Genomic DNA, 16,427 nt, shown 5'->3' on the forward strand with positions numbered 1-16,427 from the left:
GGAGGTCATTGCGTGGTATCTCGTCCCTTGCATGTGTTGCTCGTGTCCAGCCTGGTGCTGACACTGTCGGCCTGTTCCTTCAACCGCAGCCCCAACCGTGCGCCGGTGGAAGACCGGTCTGGCAACACCGTGCGCCTGCCGCCCGGTGCCGAAAACGCGGGCAAGGCGGGCTACTACACCGTCAAGCCCGGCGACACCCTGAACCGCATCGCGCTCGACAACGGCCAAAGCCCGCGCGACATCGCCCGCTGGAGCAACCTCGCCAACCCCAACGTGCTGGAAGTGGGCCAGGTGCTGCGCATCACGCCGCCCTCGGCCACGCCGGTGGTGCCCGCAGCCGCCGCCGACAGCGCGGTGGCGCAAACCCGTCCGGTGGCGCCCCAGGCGGTGCTGATTCCCACCCCGCCGTCGCCGGTGTTGACGCCGCCAGCCGGCGGCGCGGCCACCCCGCCGGTGGCTGCAAGCCCCGAGCCGGCCGCTTCGGCACCCGTGGCCACCAACGACGAGGACGTGCCCTGGCTGTGGCCGTCCAGCGGCAACGTGATCGCCGGTTTCGACGAGGCCAAGAACAAGGGCCTGGACTTCGCCGGCAACGCCGGTGACCCGGTGTTGGCCGCGGCCGATGGCCGGGTGGTTTACGCCGGTGCCGGTCTGCGTGGCTATGGCAACCTGGTGATCCTGAAGCACAACAACACCTATTTAACCGCCTACGCCCACAACCAGGTGTTGCTGGTCAAGGAAGACCAGACGGTGCGACGCGGCCAGAAGATCGCCGAGATGGGCAACAGCGACGCCGACCGGGTCAAGCTGCACTTTGAGGTGCGGCGCCAGGGCAAACCGGTCGATCCGGCCAAGTACTTGCCAGGGCGCTGAGCATGACAACGCGGCGCACGGCTCCCCCCAACGGTCTGGACCCCGCCGCGCTGCATGCCCCCGATGCCTTGCTGCCGATCACGGCAGACACCCGGCTGCTGCCCGAGCTGGCCGCCGAATCCAGCGACGCGCTGACACTCTACCTGCGCGATGTGCGGCGCACCGAGCTGTTCACCCCCGAACAGGAATTCGACATGGCCACCCGTGCCCGGGCCGGCGACTTCGCCGCCCGCCAGTCCATGATCGAGCACAACCTGCGGCTGGTGGTGAGCATCGCCAAGGGCTTTCTGGGCCGCGGTGTGCCCTTGGCCGACCTGATCGAAGAGGGCAACCTGGGCCTGATGCACGCCATCGACAAGTTCGAGCCCGAGCGGGGTTTCCGTTTTTCCACCTACGCCACCTGGTGGATTCGCCAGTCGGTCGAGCGGGCGGTGATGAACCAGGGCCGGGTGATTCGCCTGCCGGTGCATGTGGTGCGCGAACTCCGCCAGGTGCTGCGGGCCCGCCGCCAGCTGGAGAGCGACCCGGCCTTTGCCAGCCGGCGCAACGGCCACGAAGAATCGGGCGTGCGGGTGGAAGACATCGCCGCGCTGCTGGGCCGCGAGGTTCAGGACGTGGCCGAGCTGCTGGCGCTGGCCGAGAACCCGCGTTCGCTGGACGCCGCCACCGACAAGGTCGATGCCGACCGCTCGCTCGGCGATTCGGTGGCCGACGAGGTCACGCTGGACCCGACCGAGGTGACGCAAAACCACGAGGTCGAGCAATTGCTGGAGCGCTGGCTGGAGGGCTTGTCGGCGCGCGAACAGGCCATTCTGGAAGGCCGCTTCGGCCTGCACAACCACGAGCCCGAAACCCTGGAGGTGCTCAGCGAACGCCTGGGCCTGACCCGCGAGCGGGTGCGGCAAATCCAGAACGAGGCCCTGGTCAAACTCAAGCGCCACCTGCAGCGCCACGGCATCACCCGCGACGCGGTGCTCTGACACGGGGCCGCCCCGGCCCCGGTGTCACAATGCCGGCCTGCAAAAGGAGTCCGCATGGCCTGGCCTGTTCTGGTGTTCGACATTGAATCCATCCCCGACGTGGCGGGCCTGCGGGCGCTGCGCGGTGCACCGGCCGAGCAGAGCGACGCCGAGGTCTACGCCGCCTGGGTGGCCGAGCGCAAGGAGAAGGGCCAGACCGACTTTGCGCCGCTGCACCTGCAGCGCATCCTGGTCATCAGCTGCGTGTTCCGCAATGCCGAGGGGCTGAAGGTCCATTCCTTTGTGGACCGTGACGGCCACAGCGAAGGCAAGGTCATCCAGACCTTTTTCAACACCCTGGAAAAACACGTGCCGCAGCTGGTCAGCTGGAACGGCGGCGGCTTCGATCTGCCGGTGCTGCATTACCGCGGCCTGCAGCACGGCGTGGTGGCCGACAAGTACTGGGACATGGGCGACGACGACCGCGAGTTCAAGTGGAACAACTACATCAGCCGCTACCACCTGCGCCACCTGGATTTGATGGACCTGCTGGCCATGTACCAACCCAAGAACAACGCGCCGCTGGACGCCATGGCCAAGCTCTGCGGCTTTCCCGGCAAGCTGGGCATGGACGGCTCCATGGTCTACGCTGGCTACCTCAACGGCCAGCTCGACGAGATCCGCCGCTACTGCGAAACCGACGTGATGAACACCTATTTGCTGTACTGCCGTTTCCAGAAAATGCGCGGCGGCTTCACCGAGGCCGAGTACGAGCAGGAGATCGCGCTGGTCAAGGGCACGCTGGGCAACCTCGCGCCCAACGAGGCGCATTGGCAGGAGTACCTGGCCGCCTGGCGTTGATGCGGTGCGTGCCAGGGTGCTGGCGGCCGGAAGCGGTGTGCGCACCTGAGACAATCGGTGCATGACCGACGAGATTCAGACCGAAACCCTGCTGCCTGCCTTGCCTGAGGGCCATTTGCGCGTGGACGCGCTCGACATCGACGCCCAGGGCGTGGCCCGCAAGCCTGACGGCAAGGTGGTGTTCATCGAGGGTGCGCTGCCCTTTGAGGTGGTCAGCGTCAACCTGAACCGCAGCAAGAACAACTGGGAGCAGGGCACGCTGACCGCCATCCACCGCGAGTCCTCGCAGCGGGTGCGGCCGCAGTGCCCGCATTTCGGCCTGCACGCCGGCGCCTGCGGCGGCTGCAAGATGCAGCACCTGCACCCTGCTGCGCAGGTGGCGGTGAAGCAGCGGGTGCTGGAAGACAACCTGTGGCATCTGGGCAAGGTCAAGGCCGACAACATCCTGCGGCCCATCGAGGGCCCGGCCTGGGGCTACCGCTACCGGGCCCGGCTGTCGGTGCGCCATGTGCACAAGAAGGGGACGGTGCTGGTGGGCTTCCACGAGCGCAAGAGCCGTTATGTGGCCGACATGGCCGAATGCCATGTGCTGCCGCCCCATGTGAACGCCATGCTGGTGCCGTTGCGCGAGCTGATCGCCTCCATGGACGCCATCGAGACCTGCCCGCAGATCGAGCTGGCTTGCGGCGACGAGGTCACCGCGCTGGTGCTGCGCCACCTGGAGCCGCTCAGCGCCGGCGACCTGGCCAGGCTGCGTGCCTTTGCCGCGGCGCGTCCTGGCCTGCAGTGGTGGCTGCAGTCCAAGGGGCCGGACACGGTGAAGCTGCTTGACCAGGGCGGCCCCGAGCTGTCCTATGCGCTGCCGCAGTTCGGCATCACCATGCCCTTCAAGCCCACCGACTTCACCCAGGTCAACCCCCACATCAACCGGGTGCTGGTGTCGCGCGCCCTCGGCCTGCTGCAGCCGCAACCGAATGAGCGGGTGATCGACTGGTTTTGTGGCCTGGGCAACTTCACGCTGCCGCTGGCCACGCTGGCCGGCGAGGTGCTGGGCATCGAAGGCAGCGAGGCCCTGGTGGCCCGCTCGCGCGACAACCTGGCGCGCAACCAGGCCGGTCGTCCGCTGTCGCCCACCGCTTTCGTGGCGCGCAACCTGTTCGAGATGACACCTGAGCTGCTGGTGGCCGACGGCCATGCCCACCGCTGGCTGATCGACCCGCCACGTGAAGGCGCGTTTGCCTTGTCCAAGGCGCTGGCCGACCTGCACCAGAGCCAGCTTGCCGGCACCCCCTGGCCAGCCGGCTGGACGCCGCCGCAGCGCATTGTGTACGTGAGCTGCAACCCGGCCACGCTGGCCCGCGACGCCGGCCTGCTGGTGCACCAGGGCGGCTACCGCTGCACCGCCGCCGGCATCGTCAACATGTTCCCTCACACCGCCCACGTCGAAAGCATCGCGGTGTTTGAACGGGCTTGACAACCCACAAAGGACAAGGGGGCCAGAGGCCCCCTTGTTGAAATCAGCGAAGCGTTCTGCTTTCGTCCTTAATCCCGCTCACCGCCCACAATGCCCAGCAGCATCAACAGGCTCTGGAACACGTTGTAGATGTCCAGGTACAGGGCCAACGTGGCGCTGATGTAGTTGGTCTCGCCACCATCGATGATGCGCTTCAGGTCGTACAGCATGTAGGCGCTGAAGATGCCGATGGCGGCCACCGAGATGGCCAGCATGCCGGCGCTGGAGCCGACAAAGATGTTGATGATGCTGCCCACCATCAGCACGATGGCACCGACAAACAGCCACTTGCCCATGCTGGACAGGTCGCGCTTGATGACGCTGGACAGGCTGGCCATGGCGAAGAACACCGCCGCCGTGCCACCAAAGGCCGTCATGATCAGCTCGGAACCGTTCTTGAAGCCCAGCACCATGGCGATCAGGCGCGACAGCATCAGGCCCATGAAGAAGGTGAAAGCCAGCAGCACCGGCACGCCAGCCGCCGAGTTCTTGGTTTTCTCGATGGCGAACATGAAGCCGAAGGCGCCGCCCAGAAACACCACCAGGCCCAGGCCGCCGCTCAAAGCGGTGGTGATGCCGGTGGCCACACCGACCCAGGCGCCCAGCACCGTGGGCAGCAGGCTCAGCGCCAGCAGCCAGTAGGTGTTGCGCAGCACGCGGTTGCGTTCTTGCGGCGAGGTGGCAACGCCGTAGCCCGTCGAAGCATCGAAGGTGTTGACGTGGTCGTTCATGGCAAAACTCCTGTGAAAGGCCGAGGTCGGCCCGTGGACTCGATTGTAGGGCGGGGGGTGGGGGCGCGTCGGTGTGCCCACGCTCCGTGAGGGCATAGGGCGGCTCAGGCCACAATGGAGCTCTGTTTTTTTCTCAGCCCTTGAACACCATGAAAACCAAAGCCGTGCTCGAACTCTCCGACGTCAAACGCATCGCCGCCGCCGCCGAGGCCGAGGCGCTGGCCAACCAGTGGGCGGTGAGCATTGCCATCGTCGACGACGGTGGCCATTTGCTGTGGCTGCAGCGGCTGGACGGCGCTGCCGCCATTTCGGCGCAGATTGCGCCGGCCAAGGCCCACACGGCCGCACTGGGCCGCCGCGAGAGCAAGGTGTACGAGGACGTCATCAACGGCGGCCGCATGTCCTTCCTCAGCGCACCGGCGCTGCAAGGCATGCTGGAAGGCGGGGTGCCCATCCTGCGCGACGGCCAGTGCATCGGCGCGGTGGGGGTCAGCGGCGTCAAGTCGCCCGAAGACGCGCAGATCGCGCGCGCCGGCATTGCCGCGCTGGGCTGACGGCCGGTGAGCAAACGGCCCCGTGCGGGGCCGTGGTCATTTGGTCAGGATCAATTTGCCCTGTTTGGTCACCTGCAGCCGGTAGAGCCGGCCGTTGTGGGCGATGTCGACCTCTTTGAGGCCGCGCAGCACCTGGTCGCTGGGCACCACCGGCACCGGCGGGCCACGGTGGGGTTTGGGGCCCGGGCCGGTGTTGGCCTCGGGCAGCAGGCTGGCGGTGGCGGGCAGGGCGGCTGCGGGCGGCCGCGTCATGGCCGGGCCGGCTCGGTGATAAAGCCGATTTTCTTCACGCCGGCGCGCTGGGCCATGGCCATGGCCTGGGCCACCCGCTCGTAGCGCACCGATTTGTCGCCGCGGATGTGCAGTTCCGGCTGCGGTTCCTGGGCGGCAGCGGCCTGCAGGCGGCCGGGCAGTTGCTCGTCGGGCACCACGGATTCGTTCCAGAAATAGGCGCCTTGCGCGTCCACGCTGAGCAGAATGGTTTGCGGCTTGGCGTCCTGCGGCTGGTTGGTGGCGCGCGGCAGGTCGATGTTGACCGCGTGCTTCATCACCGGCACGGTGATGATGAAGATGATCAACAGCACCAGCATGACGTCGACCAGCGGCGTCATGTTGATCTCGTTCATCACCTCGTCGGTGTCGTCCTGGGTGCCGAAGGCCATGCTCAGCCGCCTTTCTTCATCGGCACGGCGCTGCCGGCATTGCCAACCCGGGCGCCGGTGACGAAGTAAGCGTGCAGGTCATGGGCGAAGCGGTTCAGCTGGCCCAGGATGCCCTTGTTGCCACGCACCAGCGCGTTGTAGCCCAGCACCGCCGGAATGGCCACGGCCAGACCCAGGGCCGTCATGATCAGCGACTCGCCAATGGGCCCGGCCACCTTGTCGATGGTGGCCTGGCCGGCCGCGCCAATGCCCAGCAGCGCGTGGTAAATGCCCCAGACGGTGCCGAACAGGCCCACGAAGGGCGCGGTCGAACCCACCGAGGCCAGCACGGCCAGGCCAGACTGCAGCTTGGCGGTGAACTCGTCCAGGCTGTTGCGCAGGCAGCGGGTCACCCAGTCGCTCAGGTCCAGGCTGTCGTGCAAATGGGCCTGGGCCTGGGCTTCGCGGTGGTGGCTGGTGGCTTCACGGCCTTCCACCGCCAGCTGGTGGAAGGGGTTGGTGTCGTCCGGGCCCAGCTGCTTCAGGCCGCTGGCGAAGTCGGCGTTGTGCCAGAAGTTGCGGGCGCTGGCGGCCAGCTTCTTGTAGCGCATCAGGTCCAGGGTTTTCAGGATGATGACCATCCACGACGACAGTGACATGGTCAGCAGCAGCAGGAACACCGCTTTGGTGACGATGTCGCCTTGGCTCCAGACGTTGAACAGACCGAGTTGGGACTCCATGGGGGCTCCAGAGAAAAGTTATTCGAGAACGAAATTGATCGGGATGGTGTGCCACATGGCCTCGGGCACACCGGCCCGTTTGCCGGGCACAAAGCGCCAGCGCAGCACCGCCGTCAGCGCCGCCTGGTCCAGCCGGTCGTAGCCGCTGGACTGTTTGATTTCGCCCTTGTCCACCGTGCCGGTGGCGCTGATGTAGACCCGTACCAGCACCTTGCCCTGTTCACCCAGCCGCTTGCTCAGGCCCGGGTAGGCGGGCTTGGGGTTTTGCAGGTAGTCGGCGTCGCTGGAAGGCAACTCGATCCTGGGTGGTGAGGGCGGCGCCGGGGGGGCGGGCGTGGGGGCGGCGGCCACCGGGGCCAGGATGGGCGCTGGCGGTTCGGGGTTGACCACGCCGGTGGGCGCGGCCGGCGCCGGCGTCGGGTCGGCCACGGCCGCCAGCTGCGGGGGTGGGGGAGGGCTGGGGGTTTTGGGCTGCGGCCGGGGCGGCGTGGGCACCGGCGGGGGCGGTTCGGTTTTGGGGGTCGGCGGGGCTATGAACTCGCTCAGCACCGACACCGGCACCACCACTTCCACCATACGGCGCAGCAGACCGGTTTGCAGGCCCCAGATGGCCAGCACATGCAGCAGCACCACGCTGCTGGCGATCAGCAGGTTGCGGCGTGGCAGCGGCATGGCGGAAAGGTAGGAAGACAAGGACATGGGAAAAACCTGGCGAAGCGCGGGAGGCCGCGCCCGATCGAAGGCAAACGGTTCAGCGGCGCAGGACCCACCAGGCCGACAGCAGCACCACCGCGAGGCTGCCCAGCAGCATCGCGGTCAGGCCCATGCCTGGCTTTCGCGCAGGCGCCGGTCCAGCACCACCGGATGGGTGGCTGCGGCGGCCTCCACGCCCTCGTGGCGCAGCGCCGCCATCGGGTGGCTCACGCTGCCCTGGCTCACCAGGTCACGGGCGCAGCCTTCGCAGCGGCCGCACTGCGTGGCCACACCCAGTGTGAACTGGATGTCGTCAAAGCCCAGACCGGCCCGGACTTCGCGAAGGATGTCCCGGTCGGAAACACGGCGGCAGACACAAACAATCATGGCGTGGGCTGTGGAACGTTGCAGTGGGTGCAGTATAAATGCGAATCGCTTTCATTTGCAATATGAAAGTGCGCAAAATTTTCACCATGGATTGGGGGCATTGGACCCCAGGGCCAAAGGACGGCCTCAGAACGGTCGGGACAGCCAGTCCCGCAGCGGCGGCGCCAGCACCGGGGCGATGGCCATCGCATTGCTGGGGTGGGGCACGCAGTCGGTGCTCCAGACCTCGCCCACGCCGGCGGCCTTGACCACCGCCAGCGCGTCGCCGCCAAACAGCGCATGGGTCACCGCCACGTCCACCGAGGCCGCACCGGCGGCGCGCAGCAACTCGGCGGCGCGGGCCAGCGTGTGGCCGCTGCTGGCCATGTCGTCCAGCAGCACCACCGACCGGCCCCGCACGGCCAGAGGCGGCAGGGCGATGCTCACCTGACGGTCGCCATGGCGGGTTTTGCTGCAGACGCCAAAGTCCAGCCCGGTCGCGGCGGCGGCCTGAGCCACCCACTGGGCCGATTCGCTGTCGGGCCCCAGCAGCAGCGCACCCGGCCGGCGTGTGGCCACCCAGTGGCCCAGCAGCGGCGCGCCACTGACCACCATCGCATGGCGCCCGGGCACCACCTCGGCCAGCGTGGCCACCCGGTGCAGGTGCGGGTCCACCGTGGCCACTGCATCAAATAACCCGGCCAAAAAGTCGCCGACGATGGTCTGGCTGACCGCCTCACCGGGGTGGAAGGCGATGTCTTGCCGCATGTAGGCCAGGTAGGGCGCCACCAGTGTCAGCTGGCGCGCGCCCAGCTGGCGGGCGGTGCGGGCCGCCAGCAGCAGCTGCAGCAGCCGCTGGTTGGGGTCGGTCAGGCTGCGCAGCAGCACCACCTGGGGCGGCAGCTGGGCGGGCAGGCGCAGCTTGTGTTCGCCGTCGGGGAAGCGGTGCAGCGCGATGGCTTGCGGTACCAGACCGGTGGCCTGGGCCAGCCGTTGGGCGGCCTCGGCCTCGTCGTCAAAGTGCAGCAGCACCGGGCTGGACAGGGGGGCCGACACGGTCAGAACTCCACCGGCACCTGGGGCAGGTCGCCAGGCCCGCCAAGGCGGTAGCCGCTGGCCTTGGCGCAGAGCTGCCGGGCAAACGCCAGGTCGGCCGGGAAGGCCGCATGGACCCGGTACAGCGGCTGGCCGCGAACCACCGCGTCACCCAGCTTGCGCAGCAGGTCGATGCCGGCGCCCTGCACCTTGGGCGCGCCCGCCACCCGGGCCACCCGGGCGGTGTGTTGGTTGTCGATGGCGGTGACCACCCCGTCGGCCTCGGCCAGCACCTCGAATGTCAGCGGCCCCAGGGCCGGGTGGTTGGGGTCGAACCCCTGGCTGCCCTGGGCCTGGACGATGGCGTTCATCTGGGCCAGGGCGCGGCCCGAGTCGAGGATGTCGCGGGCCAGCGCGTGGCCGTCGCCGCCGCGCACCTGAGGGCTGCATTCCAGCAGCCGGCCGGCCAGGCGCAGCGATTTCTCGCGCAGGTCCTGGGGCGCCCGCGGGTCGCGTTCCAGCACCCGCATCACGTCGCGGGCCTCCAGCACCGGGCCGATGCCAAAACCGATGGGCTGGCGGCCGTCGGTGATGACCACGTCCAGCGACAAATGCAGGCGCCCCGCCACGTACTCGAACAGCCGGCGCAGGCGCTGGGCCTGGGCCATGGAGGTCACCTTGGCGGTGGGCCCGATGGGGATGTCCAGCACCAGATGGGTGGCGCCGGCCGAGATTTTCTTGGACAGGATGGAGGCCACCATCTGGGCCGGCGAGTCCAGCGACAGCGGCCGTTCGACCGAGATCAGCACGTCGTCGGCCGGCGACAGCCCGGCCGTGCCGCCCCAGGCCAGGCAGGCGTGTTGCTGGCGCACGATGTCCAGCAGCTGGGCTTCGGGCAATTCCACCCGGGCCAGCACCTCCATGGTGTCGGCGGTGCCGGCCGGTGAGGTGATGGCGCGCGACGAGGTTTTGGGGCACCACAGGCCATGGGCGGCGACGATGGGAATCACCAGCATGGAGGTGCGATTGCCGGGAATGCCGCCGATGCAGTGCTTGTCCACCACCAACGGCTGCTGCCAGTCGAGCCGGCGGCCGCTGGCCACCATGGCCTCGGTGAGGAAATACACCTCCTCGCGGTCCAGCTCGCCGCGGCTGGTGGCCACGACAAAGGCGGTCAGCTCGATCTTGGAGTAGCGGTGGCTGGCGATGTCGCCCACGATGGCGGAAAAGTCATCCTGGCTCAGCCGCTCGCCGGCCATTTTGCGGAACAGCGCGCCAATGGAGGCTGGCGGCTCGGCCTGTGCCACCGTCACCGCGTGCCGGGCGGGCAGGTCGAGCTGGGCAAACGCGTCTTCCGACAGGCCCAGCTCACCGCAGGCCACGATGGCCGGGTCATCGACCACGTTCAGCGTGGCCAGGATGCGCCGGCCGTTGGCCCGCACCTCGACCTTGGCCAAGGCCTGAAAGCCCTCGGCCCGGTAGACACTGCAGTTGCGGTTCAGGTAGGCCACGTTCTCGCGGTAGGTGTCGATGGCCACCCGGCGCAGGCTCAGTGGGGGCGAGGGTTCGCTGCGGGGAGAAGCGGTGTCTTCCATGGCTCCGCTAGCCTACACCGGAATGCCAGATCGCCGCCGTCCCGTGTGATACTCCCGCACCTCAACCCGACCGGGGCGCCAGCGCCCAGCACACAGGAGACGCGACATGGGCGCACAGTGGAAAGCAAAAGGAAAAGCGCAGGCGGCCGACGCCCGCGGCAAGCTGTTTGGCCGCCTGGCCAAGGACATCATGGTGGCTGCGCGCAGCGGCGCCGACCCGGCGCTGAATTCGCGCCTGCGGCTGGTGGTCGAGCAGGCCCGTAAGGTGTCCATGCCCAAGGACACGCTGGACCGCGCCATCAAAAAGGGCGCGGGCCTGACCGGCGAGACCGTGCATTTCGAGCGTGTGATGTACGAGGGCTTTGCGCCGCACCAGGTGGCGGTGATGGTGGAATGCCTGACCGACAACGTGAACCGCACCGCGCCCGAGATGCGGGTGCTGTTCCGCAAGGGCCAGCTGGGCACTTCGGGCTCGGTGGCCTGGGACTTTGACCATGTGGGCCTGATCGAGGCCGAGCCGGCCGCCGCCGGGGCCGACCCGGAGCTGGCGGCCATCGAGGCCGGTGCGCAGGACTTCGAGCCCGGCGAGGACGGTGCCACCACCTTCATCACCGACGCCACCGACCTCGACCTGGTGAGCCGGGCGTTGCCGGCGCAGGGCTTCACCGTGTTGTCGGCCAAGCTGGCCTACCGGCCCAAGAACCCGATCGACCCGGCCAGCCTGGCGCCTGAGCACCTGGAGGAGGTGGAAGCCTTTCTGGCTGCCATCGACGGCAACGACGACGTGCAGGCGGTTTACGTGGGCCTGGCCGGCTGAGGCTGCGCCCTAGGGCTCGGCCAGCAGCGTGCGGTCGGCCTGGTCCAGCGTGGCGATGCCACTCAGGGCCATGGCGATTTCCAGCTCGTCACGCAACAGGCGCAGCACATGGGCCACGCCGGCCGCGCCGGCGCAGGCCAGGCCGTGCACCGCAGGCTGACCCACCAGCACCGCCCGCGCGCCCAGGGCCACGGCTTTGAGCACGTCGGTGCCACGGCGGATGCCACCGTCCACCAGCAAAGGCAGTTGCTCGCCCACCGCGTCGGCGATGCGCGGCAGCACCGATGCGGTGGCCGGCGTGGTGTCCAGCGTGCGGCCACCGTGGTTGGAGACGATCAGCCCGACCACCCCCAGCGACGCCGCCTGTTGGGCGTCCAGCGGGTGAAGAATGCCTTTGAGCAGCACCGGCAGCCGGGTCTGCGTCTGCAGCCAGGCCACGTCGTCCCAGGTCGGGGCCTGGCACATCAGGCCGTCGAACAGGGCGCTCTGGTCGCGGCCGGCGGGCAGGGCGCCGGGCCGAGGCAGGCCTTGCAGGTGCACGGCCGACACCCCGGCCGGCAGCGTGAAACCGGCGCGGCGCTCGCGGTCGCGGGCGCCCTGTGTGGGTGCGTCCACTGTGAGCACCAGGGCCTCGAAGCCGGCGGCCTCGGCGCGCTGCACCAGCGCCAATGTGGCGCCGCGGTCAAGCTGCCAGTAAAGCTGAAACCACAGCGGGCCGTGGTTGGGTTCGCTGCGCACCGCCTGGGCCACGGCCTCCATGGGCGTGCTGGACAAGGTGCTCAGCACCAGGCCGGCCTGCAGCGCGGCGGCCGCGTGGGCGCTGGCCAGCTCGCCGTCGGGGTGGGCCAGGCGCTGGTAGGCCACCGGCGCCAGCATCACCGGGTGGCGCAGGGTGCGGCCCAGCAAGCGCACCCGGGTGTGGCCGCCCGCCAGCGGCCGCAACACGCGGGGCCACAGCGGCAGCCGGCCCCAGGCCTGGCGGTTGGCTTGCAGCGTCAGTTCGTCAGCGGCGCCGCCGCTGAGGTAGGCCCAGGCGCGGTCGTCCAGCCGCTGGCGGGCGCAGGCCGCATGATCGTCCAGCGTGACCACACCGGCGGGCACCTGCTCGAGGCGGGGAACGCCGCCAGCAGGGTGCCCGCCCGCGCTCACTGCGCGACCTCAGCGATTTTCTCGAAGGTTTTGGGGTTGAAGAAGACCTCGGCGCGGGCGCCCTTGGCGTCAAAGCCATAGACCTCGTAGCAGCCGTTTTCGACCTTGATGCGGCGCACTTTCCAGCCTTCGCTGGTGAGCTTGTCCTTCAGCGCCATCTGGGATTGCCATTCGGCCTTGGGCACGCTGCACCGGATGTTGTCGTGGGGGCCGGCATGGGCCAGGGCGCTCAGCGCCAGGCCCAGGGTCAGCAGCAGGGAACGGGGGGTCATGTCAGGTCCTTTCTGGGGGTGGTTGGAATCAGGTGTCGGCCCACTGGCGCAACAGGTTGTGGTAAACGCCGGTCAGGGCCACGGCTTCGGCGCTTTCGCCGTGTTTTTCGCGCAGGCGCAGCAGGGCCTGGTCCATCTCGAACAGCAGCCGGCGCTGCTCGCCGCTGCGCACCAGGCTTTCGATCCAAAAAAAGCTGGCCAGGCGGGCACCCCGGGTCACCGGGTTGACGCGGTGCACATGGCTGCCGGGGTAGCAGACCAGGTCGCCGGCGGCCAGCTTGAGGCTGTGCGCCTGCGGCCCGTCCTCGATGACCAGTTCGCCGCCGTCGTAATCGGTCGGGTCGGACAGGAACAGCGTGCAGGACAGGTCGGTGCGCACCCGCTGGCCCGATTCGGGCACATGGCGAACCGCGTTGTCGACATGGCTGCCATAGGTGTTGGTGTCGCCGCTGTAGCGGTTGAAGCCGGGCGGGTAGACCCGCTTGGGCAGGGTGGCCGAAAACAGCAACGGCTGGCGGTCCAGCGCCTGCATCACCACCGGGCGCAGCTGGCGGGCGGTGTCGCTGGCAAACGCCAGCTGCTGGTTGTTCTTCACCTGGGCCGCCTGGGGCCCGGCCGTGCCCTTGCCGTCCTGCCAGCTGGCGTCGCTCAGCTGCTGCTGGACCTGGCCCAGCAGCTCACCGCTCAGGACACCGGGGATGTGCAGGATCATGGCGGGCCCCCAAGCAACTCAGAACTTGGTGTTCAGAGACAGCTGGACCAGGCGGCCGGTGCCCGGCGTGTAATGGCCGGAGTACAGGCCGTCGGCGTACAGCTTGTTGGTGACGTTGGTCACGTTGAACTTCAAGGCCATGTCCGGGCTGAACTTGTACTCGGCCAGCAGGTCGGCGGTGACGAAGCTGTCGGCCACGATGCCGGCCGGGTTGCGGTTGGGCGTTTGCTCGCTGCGGAAGTTGAGGCCGCCACCGACGCGGATTTGCGGCGTGATCTGGTAGGTGCTGAACACCGTGCCGCTGTGTTTGGGGGTCAGCGACGAGCGGGTGCCCGCGCCTTCGCCGACACCGGCCACCGAGCCGGGCGCGCCGACATCGATTTTGGCCACCGGAATCCAGGCATAGGAGGCGAACATTTCCCAGGCTGGCGTCAGGCGGCCGGACAGGTCGATCTCGAAACCGGAAGCATGGCGCTTGCCCGACAGCAGGTTGGCCACGGCCGCGGAATCCGGGTCGCGGTTGCGCTCGTTCTTCTTGACCGAGTGGAACAGTGCCAGCCGGGTGGTGAAGCGTTTGTCGGCCGAGTCCAGCTTGGCCCCGATCTCGAAGTTCTCGCTGCTCTCCGGCGGGGTGTTGGCGGTCTGGTTGTCGTACTGGTAGGTGTCGCCCGAGGTGTTGAACGAGGTGCCGTAGGAGACGTGGTAGGAGTGCAGGTCGTTGGGCTGGTACAGCAGGCCGGTGCGTTTGCTCCACAGCGAGTCGCTGCGGCTGTTGTAGGCCGCCGCGGTGGCGGTGCCGGTGGGCGACAGGTACTGGCCACGGAAGTTGTCGTAACGCAGACCGGCGAGGAATTTCCAGGCCGGGGCAAATTGCAGCAGGTCCTGGCCGTAGAGGCCGATGTTTTTGGCGTCGAAGTTGCGCTGCAGCGTCAGTGTGCGGCTGTCCTCGTTGGCGCTGCCGCCGTCGTTGGGTGTGCCCAGCCAGGTTTGTGGCTTGGTCAGCGGGGTGGCGCCGTAGTTGTTGAACTGCTCGTGCGCCAGGTCCACACCGGCCAGGATGGCATGGGTGCCGCCCCAGCCCTTGAACTTGCCACTGAAATCGCTCTGCGCGTACAGCGTGTCGAGGTCCTGGATCTTGGCTTGGTTGGTGCCCCGGTTGAGTACCGTGTTACCGTTCAGGTTGGCCAAGGTGACGGCGGCCGGGTTGGTTAAGGGGTTGGTTGCGGTGGCGGTGGTGCCGGCAAAACGGATGGTGCTGGGCCGCAGGTCGCGGTCGTAGTAGCCCTTGCGCACCACGGTCTTGAGCTCGCTGCCGCCGTCAAAGCGGTGGGTGTGGCCCAGGGTCAGGAATTTGGCGCCGCCATAGTTGCGGTCGCTGCCTGCCCCGTAGTAGTTGGCCGGGTCGACCGGGAGAATGGTCGACCTGGTGTCGGTGCTGGAGCGGCGAATCCACGGCAGGCCGTAATTGATACCGTTCTTGTTGTCGAGGTAATACAGGCCGGCGTAGAACTCGTTGGCCGTACCGATGCCCACGCTGTAGCCGGCGGAAAAGCCCTGTTTGTTGATGCTGGAGCCGCTGCCGTTGTTCTCGGCCTCGGTTTTCATGGCATTGAGGCGCAGGGCCGATTCCTCACCGGTGCGGATGTTGAAGTCGCCCACCAGGCGGGCGTAGTTGTGGTTGCCCACGGTGGTGGTGATTTCGCTTTCGTCGGCCAGCTGGGGCAGCTTGGTGGCCTGGTTGGCCACGCCGCCGGTGGAGCCGCGGCCGAACAGCATGGAGGCCGAGCCGCGCAGCAGCTCGATGCGGTCCAGGCTGAAGGTGTCGCGGTCGTAGAAGGCCGGGTCGCGCACACCGTCGACAAAGATGTCGCCCGTGGTGGCCAGCGAGAAACCGCGCAGGCGGATGTCTTCTTCGCCGCCCTCGGCGGCCAGGAAGGACACACCACCGGTGTTGTGCAGGGCTTCCTTCAATGTGTCAATGTTGCGGTCGGCAATCAGCTTCTCGGTCACCACGGTGATGGACTGCGGGATGTCGCGCAATTGCTGCTTGCCTTTGCCGATGCTGCTGGTCTCGGCGCGGACCGAGTCCTTGCCCCGCAGTTCCTCCCGCTTGTCGGTCACCGTCACCTGCTGCAGGGTTTTGCCTTCGCTGGTGACAGCGGGGCCGGCCTCGGCCAGCATCAGCGGTGCCTCGGGCTGGGCGCGCTGGCTGTCGGTTACCGCGTCGGCGTCGTTGGCGATGGACGGGGTGTTTTCTCGTGCCCAGCCGGAGGCGGACGCCGCCAGCATCAGTGCGGCCAGCGGCAGCAGGGACGGCTTGGTGGCGGAACCGGTGTGTGCGCCGGAGCGACGCCGCTTGGAAAGAGCGCGGTGATGAGCCAAGGTGGAAACCTCCAAAAGAAGACCCGGTTCGGGTCTTGGTTGTTGTCAGAGGCTGGCTGGGCAGACCCCGGGGCGGGGTGCAGAAGTTGGCTTGCCTGAACTGTTCAGGCAGCAAGTATATCGCAAATGCGAATCCATCTCATTTATATTTGCTTTCTGCCGCGGGTCACAGGCAGGGGCGGCGGGTGGCCTTTCAGGCCGGCCGTGCCGGGGCGCTCAGCGGGGTTTGCGAACCTGCCAGTGCACCGTCTGGACGGCGGTGGGCTGGCCGCTGGCCAGGGGGCGGGGTTGGGAGGAGGCACAGCTGCCACAGCCGCCACAAGCCCCGGCAGCCCCATGCCGGCGGGCATAGGCTTCCAGCGCGCCGCGCAGTCCGGTGAGCAGGCGGGGGCTCGGGCCGGGCTGGCGCAACAGACGGGCCAGCGCGGTGGCGATGCCGACCCGGGCGCCGCGGGGCAGCAGCGTGGCCGCGCTGTAGAGCGCACAGGCGCTCACCAGCGTGTAGACGATCAGCGGTTGCAGCCAGGTGGGCAT

General features: G+C 68.2%; 19 protein-coding genes. 6 read left to right on the forward strand and 13 right to left on the reverse strand.

Translation table 11 applies throughout. From position 1 onward, the window contains the following. Positions 1-12 precede the first annotated feature (12 nt). From AC4BAR_RS05230 to rlmD, 4 genes are all read left to right on the forward strand, one after another. Positions 13-873: a peptidoglycan DD-metalloendopeptidase family protein gene (locus AC4BAR_RS05230; RefSeq protein WP_490626744.1), complete on the forward strand. Its 861-nt coding sequence runs from the start codon at positions 13-15 to the stop codon at positions 871-873. 2 nt (positions 874-875) lie between these two features. After that, positions 876-1,853 carry an RNA polymerase sigma factor RpoS gene (rpoS, locus tag AC4BAR_RS05235; RefSeq protein ID WP_490626745.1) on the forward strand — a complete coding sequence of 326 codons (978 nt, stop codon included), beginning with the start codon at positions 876-878 and terminating at the stop codon, positions 1,851-1,853. Between the two features lie 54 nt (positions 1,854-1,907). After that, on the forward strand, positions 1,908-2,693 hold the full coding sequence (locus AC4BAR_RS05240) for a 3'-5' exonuclease (protein ID WP_490626746.1): 786 nt from the start codon (positions 1,908-1,910) through the stop codon (positions 2,691-2,693). A gap of 61 nt (positions 2,694-2,754) precedes the next feature. Next, complete coding sequence (gene rlmD, locus AC4BAR_RS05245; RefSeq protein WP_490626747.1) at positions 2,755-4,167, forward strand: 23S rRNA (uracil(1939)-C(5))-methyltransferase RlmD; 1,413 nt, start codon at positions 2,755-2,757, stop codon at positions 4,165-4,167. 68 nt (positions 4,168-4,235) lie between these two features. On the opposite strand, the gene AC4BAR_RS05250 is transcribed toward rlmD, so the two are convergent. After that, positions 4,236-4,937, reverse strand: coding sequence for a Bax inhibitor-1/YccA family protein (locus AC4BAR_RS05250; RefSeq protein WP_490626748.1), 702 nt, complete (start codon positions 4,935-4,937; stop codon positions 4,236-4,238). 149 nt (positions 4,938-5,086) lie between these two features. Here AC4BAR_RS05250 and AC4BAR_RS05255 point away from each other — a divergent pair, with 149 nt between their 5' ends. Beyond that, positions 5,087-5,491, forward strand: coding sequence for a GlcG/HbpS family heme-binding protein (locus tag AC4BAR_RS05255; RefSeq protein WP_490626749.1), 405 nt, complete (start codon positions 5,087-5,089; stop codon positions 5,489-5,491). A gap of 36 nt (positions 5,492-5,527) precedes the next feature. Here the strand turns inward: AC4BAR_RS05255 and hemP are convergent, their stop codons facing one another. The 7 genes from hemP to AC4BAR_RS05290 all read right to left on the reverse strand — a co-directional run bounded on the left by hemP (position 5,528) and on the right by AC4BAR_RS05290 (position 10,561). Further along, complete coding sequence (gene hemP / locus AC4BAR_RS05260) at positions 5,528-5,743, reverse strand: hemin uptake protein HemP (protein ID WP_490626750.1); 216 nt, start codon at positions 5,741-5,743, stop codon at positions 5,528-5,530. Next, on the reverse strand, positions 5,740-6,153 hold the full coding sequence (locus tag AC4BAR_RS05265) for an ExbD/TolR family protein (protein WP_490626751.1): 414 nt from the start codon (positions 6,151-6,153) through the stop codon (positions 5,740-5,742). The genes hemP and AC4BAR_RS05265 overlap by 4 nt, the downstream gene beginning before the upstream one ends. Positions 6,154-6,155: 2 nt before the next feature. Then, positions 6,156-6,872 (reverse strand): MotA/TolQ/ExbB proton channel family protein, encoded by a 717-nt coding sequence (locus AC4BAR_RS05270; RefSeq protein ID WP_490626752.1) that lies wholly within the window; start codon positions 6,870-6,872, stop codon positions 6,156-6,158. A gap of 18 nt (positions 6,873-6,890) precedes the next feature. Continuing rightward, positions 6,891-7,571, reverse strand: coding sequence for an energy transducer TonB (locus AC4BAR_RS05275; protein WP_490626753.1), 681 nt, complete (start codon positions 7,569-7,571; stop codon positions 6,891-6,893). Positions 7,572-7,688: 117 nt separating this feature from the next. Then, a complete protein-coding gene (locus AC4BAR_RS05280) occupies positions 7,689-7,952 on the reverse strand; it encodes a (2Fe-2S)-binding protein (RefSeq protein WP_490626754.1) in 264 nt (87 codons plus the stop codon). 126 nt (positions 7,953-8,078) lie between these two features. Further along, positions 8,079-8,987: a ribose-phosphate diphosphokinase gene (locus tag AC4BAR_RS05285; RefSeq protein ID WP_490626755.1), complete on the reverse strand. Its 909-nt coding sequence runs from the start codon at positions 8,985-8,987 to the stop codon at positions 8,079-8,081. A gap of 2 nt (positions 8,988-8,989) precedes the next feature. Further along, positions 8,990-10,561: a thymidine phosphorylase family protein gene (locus tag AC4BAR_RS05290; protein ID WP_490626756.1), complete on the reverse strand. Its 1,572-nt coding sequence runs from the start codon at positions 10,559-10,561 to the stop codon at positions 8,990-8,992. Between the two features lie 106 nt (positions 10,562-10,667). Between AC4BAR_RS05290 and AC4BAR_RS05295 the strand changes: the two genes are divergently transcribed. Beyond that, positions 10,668-11,378 carry a YebC/PmpR family DNA-binding transcriptional regulator gene (locus tag AC4BAR_RS05295; protein WP_490626757.1) on the forward strand — a complete coding sequence of 237 codons (711 nt, stop codon included), beginning with the start codon at positions 10,668-10,670 and terminating at the stop codon, positions 11,376-11,378. Between the two features lie 9 nt (positions 11,379-11,387). Here the strand turns inward: AC4BAR_RS05295 and AC4BAR_RS05300 are convergent, their stop codons facing one another. The 5 genes from AC4BAR_RS05300 to AC4BAR_RS05320 form a co-directional block, all read right to left on the reverse strand. Beyond that, positions 11,388-12,527, reverse strand: a complete 1,140-nt coding sequence (locus AC4BAR_RS05300; protein ID WP_490626758.1) for an alpha-hydroxy acid oxidase — start codon at positions 12,525-12,527, stop codon at positions 11,388-11,390. Then, entirely contained in the window at positions 12,524-12,799 is a 276-nt protein-coding gene (locus AC4BAR_RS05305) for a PepSY domain-containing protein (protein ID WP_490626759.1), read from the reverse strand. The genes AC4BAR_RS05300 and AC4BAR_RS05305 overlap by 4 nt, the downstream gene beginning before the upstream one ends. Before the next feature lie 28 nt (positions 12,800-12,827). After that, entirely contained in the window at positions 12,828-13,511 is a 684-nt protein-coding gene (locus AC4BAR_RS05310; RefSeq protein WP_490626760.1) for a Fe2+-dependent dioxygenase, read from the reverse strand. Between the two features lie 18 nt (positions 13,512-13,529). Further along, positions 13,530-15,893: a TonB-dependent receptor gene (locus AC4BAR_RS05315; RefSeq protein WP_490626761.1), complete on the reverse strand. Its 2,364-nt coding sequence runs from the start codon at positions 15,891-15,893 to the stop codon at positions 13,530-13,532. Positions 15,894-16,109: 216 nt separating this feature from the next. Then, complete coding sequence (locus AC4BAR_RS05320) at positions 16,110-16,427, reverse strand: DUF6587 family protein (RefSeq protein WP_490626762.1); 318 nt, start codon at positions 16,425-16,427, stop codon at positions 16,110-16,112.

This window comes from Rhodoferax sp. SPJ4 (assembly GCF_058216275.1).

Coding starts and splice junctions, on each gene's coding strand:
- rpoS (WP_490626745.1), top strand. CDS start 876: ATGACAACGCGGCGCACGGCTCCCCCCAACGGTCTGGACCCCGCCGCG.
- AC4BAR_RS05240 (WP_490626746.1), top strand. CDS start 1,908: ATGGCCTGGCCTGTTCTGGTGTTCGACATTGAATCCATCCCCGACGTG.
- rlmD (WP_490626747.1), top strand. CDS start 2,755: ATGACCGACGAGATTCAGACCGAAACCCTGCTGCCTGCCTTGCCTGAG.
- AC4BAR_RS05250 (WP_490626748.1), bottom strand. CDS start 4,937: ATGAACGACCACGTCAACACCTTCGATGCTTCGACGGGCTACGGCGTT.
- AC4BAR_RS05255 (WP_490626749.1), top strand. CDS start 5,087: ATGAAAACCAAAGCCGTGCTCGAACTCTCCGACGTCAAACGCATCGCC.
- hemP (WP_490626750.1), bottom strand. CDS start 5,743: ATGACGCGGCCGCCCGCAGCCGCCCTGCCCGCCACCGCCAGCCTGCTG.
- AC4BAR_RS05265 (WP_490626751.1), bottom strand. CDS start 6,153: ATGGCCTTCGGCACCCAGGACGACACCGACGAGGTGATGAACGAGATC.
- AC4BAR_RS05270 (WP_490626752.1), bottom strand. CDS start 6,872: ATGGAGTCCCAACTCGGTCTGTTCAACGTCTGGAGCCAAGGCGACATC.
- AC4BAR_RS05275 (WP_490626753.1), bottom strand. CDS start 7,571: ATGTCCTTGTCTTCCTACCTTTCCGCCATGCCGCTGCCACGCCGCAAC.
- AC4BAR_RS05280 (WP_490626754.1), bottom strand. CDS start 7,952: ATGATTGTTTGTGTCTGCCGCCGTGTTTCCGACCGGGACATCCTTCGC.
- AC4BAR_RS05290 (WP_490626756.1), bottom strand. CDS start 10,561: ATGGAAGACACCGCTTCTCCCCGCAGCGAACCCTCGCCCCCACTGAGC.
- AC4BAR_RS05295 (WP_490626757.1), top strand. CDS start 10,668: ATGGGCGCACAGTGGAAAGCAAAAGGAAAAGCGCAGGCGGCCGACGCC.
- AC4BAR_RS05305 (WP_490626759.1), bottom strand. CDS start 12,799: ATGACCCCCCGTTCCCTGCTGCTGACCCTGGGCCTGGCGCTGAGCGCC.
- AC4BAR_RS05310 (WP_490626760.1), bottom strand. CDS start 13,511: ATGATCCTGCACATCCCCGGTGTCCTGAGCGGTGAGCTGCTGGGCCAG.
- AC4BAR_RS05320 (WP_490626762.1), bottom strand. CDS start 16,427: ATGCCCACCTGGCTGCAACCGCTGATCGTCTACACGCTGGTGAGCGCC.